Genomic DNA, 2643 nt, shown 5'->3' on the forward strand with positions numbered 1-2643 from the left:
CACCGGCCCCATGACGCCGCCCCCGCCGTGCCCCGCGACCAGCGCGGCGATGCCGACGAACCAGCCGGAGACGACGGCGACGGTGTCGCCGAGCCCGTGCGCCACCGCCTGGAGCAGGCCGAAGCGGCGGTCCTCGAAGCGCGGGTACACGCCGATCACGCCGCGGCCGCCATCGCCCGCGACGGGCACAAGACGGACGGTCTGACGCTCGCCGTCGCGCGCGACCGTGATCGCGAGCGGCTTCCCCGGGGCCGCCTGCACGATGCGGCGGAGGTCGTCCCATGTGCGCAGGCGCTGCCCGTCGATCTCGACGATCCGGTCTCCGGCGCGCAGCCCGGCGGCGGCCGCCGGCATGCCCTGGACGACGCCGTCGACCGTGAGCGTGGGCTGCGGCACGCCGAGGACGCCGTACGACACGACGAAGAGAACGATCGCGAGGAGCACGTTCATCAGCGGCCCGGCCGCGATGATGCCCATGCGCGTGCCGACCGGCTTGTCGTTGAAGCCGCGGCCGGGCGCTACGGGACCGGGACGCGCGCCGGCGGCGGCGATGCGCTCGTCGGGCGGCAGCTCCCCTTCCGGGTACATGCCGGCCATCCGCACGAAGCCGCCGAGCGGCAGGAGCCGCAGGCTGTACAGCGTCTCGCCCCAGCGGCGCCCCCACACGAGGGGCCCGAAGCCCAGCGCGAACTCGTCCACCTGGACGCCCGCGCGCTTGGCGGCGAGAAAGTGGCCGAGCTCGTGGAAGAAGACGAGGCCGCCGAGGACGACGACGACAGCGAGCCACTGCACAGGCGTCACATCCCGTCTGAAGAGCGGCTGCGCGAGGCGATCCACGCGCGCGCCGCCTCCCGTGCCCACGCGTCCGCCGCGCGAACCGCCTCCAGCGAATCGGCGGGGACGGGCACGTGCGCGTCCAGCACGCGCGCCACGCAGGCCGCGATGTCCGTGAACGCGAGGCGCCGGTCCAGGAAGGCGAGCACGGCCTCTTCCTTCGCTGCGTTCAGGACGGCCGGCGCCGTGCCGCCGGCGCGGCCCGCCGCGTACGAGAGCCGGAGGGCGGGGAACGCCTCGACGTCCGGCGGTTCAAAAGAAAGGATACCCCATTTGTCAGGGGGCAGGGGCGGCAAGGGCGGCGCCCAGCGTTCCGGGCAGGACAGCGCGTACTGGATCGGGAGGCGCATGTCGGGCGGCCCGGCGTGGGCGAGGAAGGATCCGTCGCGCAGTTCCAGGACGGCGTGCACGACGCTTTGCGGGTGCACCACGACGGCGATGTCGTCGTAGTCGAGGTCGAAGAGCCAGTGCGCCTCGATCACCTCAAGGCCCTTGTTGAACAGCGTCGCCGAGTCGACGGTGATCCGCGCGCCCATGCGCCACGTGGGGTGACGCAGCGCGTCTTCCGGGGTGGCCTTGCGCATCTCCTCGGGCTTCCAGCCGCGGAACGGCCCCCCGGAGGCCGTGATCCAGAGGCGGCGCAGCTCGCCCTCGCGGCCGGCGAGCAACTGGTGCGCGGCGCTGTGCTCGCTGTCCACCGGGAGGATCCGGGCGCCCGAACGGCGCGCTGCGCGGCGCACGAGCTCGCCACCGGCGACCAGCGACTCCTTGTTCGCCAGGGCGACGTCATGGCCCGCTTCCAGCGCGGCGAGCGTGGCGTCCAATCCCGCCGCGCCCCATGCCGCCGACATCGTCATGTCGGCCGTCGGCCACGCCGCGACCTGCCGCACGCCTTCGGAGCCGGCGAGCACGCGCGTCCCGGGCGCGGTGCGGGCGAGCCGCGCGCGCAGGCGCTCCGCGGCGGTCTCGTCGGCCAGCGCCGCCGCCTCCAACCGGAAGGACTCGGCCACCTCCGCCAGATACGCGTCGTCGGAGTGGGCGGCGGCGGCCACGACGCTCAGCCGGTCGGGCCAGCGGCGCACCACCTCGAGGGTCTGGCGGCCGATCGAACCGCTCACGCCAACGATCGCCAATCGCTTCAGGCTCGTCTCTCCCCTTCCGTGTTCGCCCGCGGCGGACGTCCCCGGGGCACACGGGCGCGAAGCCGTTCCACCGCCTGGGCGACCGGGCGCGCCCGCCTCAGCCGCCCCGGGGCCTGCCGGGCCAGGCGAGCACGCCCGCCTCGCTCATCGCCTGGACCAGGACGACGAGGAGCGGACCCGCCACGAGGCCGGCGGGCCCGAGCACCGCGGCGCCGACGTAGAGGGCGGCGAGGGCCACGGCCGGATGCAGGCCGAGGGACTCCTGCAGCACCATGCTCTGAAGCATCCAGCGCAGCGCCACGGCGGCACCGTGGATGGCCACCAGCGCGAGCGCCGCGCCCGGGTGGCCGCCCAGCGCTTCGACCGCGGCCCACGGCAAGAGGACGAGCCCCGGCCCGAGAACGGGCAGGAGGTCGAAGAAGCCGGCAGCGGCCGCGGCGAGGAGGGCGTACGGAGCGCCCACGAGCGCCAGCGCCGCCCAGACGAACGCGAACGTGGCCGCCGCCAGGGCGATCGACGCCCAGAAGAGCCGCGCGAAGGACGCCCACACGCGCTGGCCGAGGGCGCGCGCCACCCCCCGCCAGGCCGGCGGCAGCGCGGCGAGCGCGAGTTGCGTCAGGCCTTGAGGATCGCTGAGCCCCAGGAACGCGAACGCCAAGCCGAACAG

At 75.0% G+C, this 2643-nt stretch carries 3 protein-coding genes; all 3 read right to left on the reverse strand.

Annotated features, from left to right (window positions below; all coding sequences use genetic code 11):
- The coding region (locus IRZ18_09580) for a site-2 protease family protein (GenBank protein ID MBX5477356.1) at window positions 1-792 on the reverse strand (792 nt) is incomplete at its 3' end.
- 5 nt (window positions 793-797) lie between these two features.
- Entirely contained in the window at window positions 798-1976 is a 1179-nt protein-coding gene (locus tag IRZ18_09585) for a 1-deoxy-D-xylulose-5-phosphate reductoisomerase (GenBank protein ID MBX5477357.1), read from the reverse strand.
- Window positions 1977-2073: 97 nt separating this feature from the next.
- A partial coding sequence (locus tag IRZ18_09590) for an AI-2E family transporter (GenBank protein MBX5477358.1) occupies window positions 2074-2643 on the reverse strand: 570 nt, incomplete at its 5' end.

This window comes from Clostridia bacterium (genome assembly GCA_019683875.1).
GTDB lineage: Bacteria > Bacillota > Sulfobacillia > RBS10-35 > Bu92 > Bu92.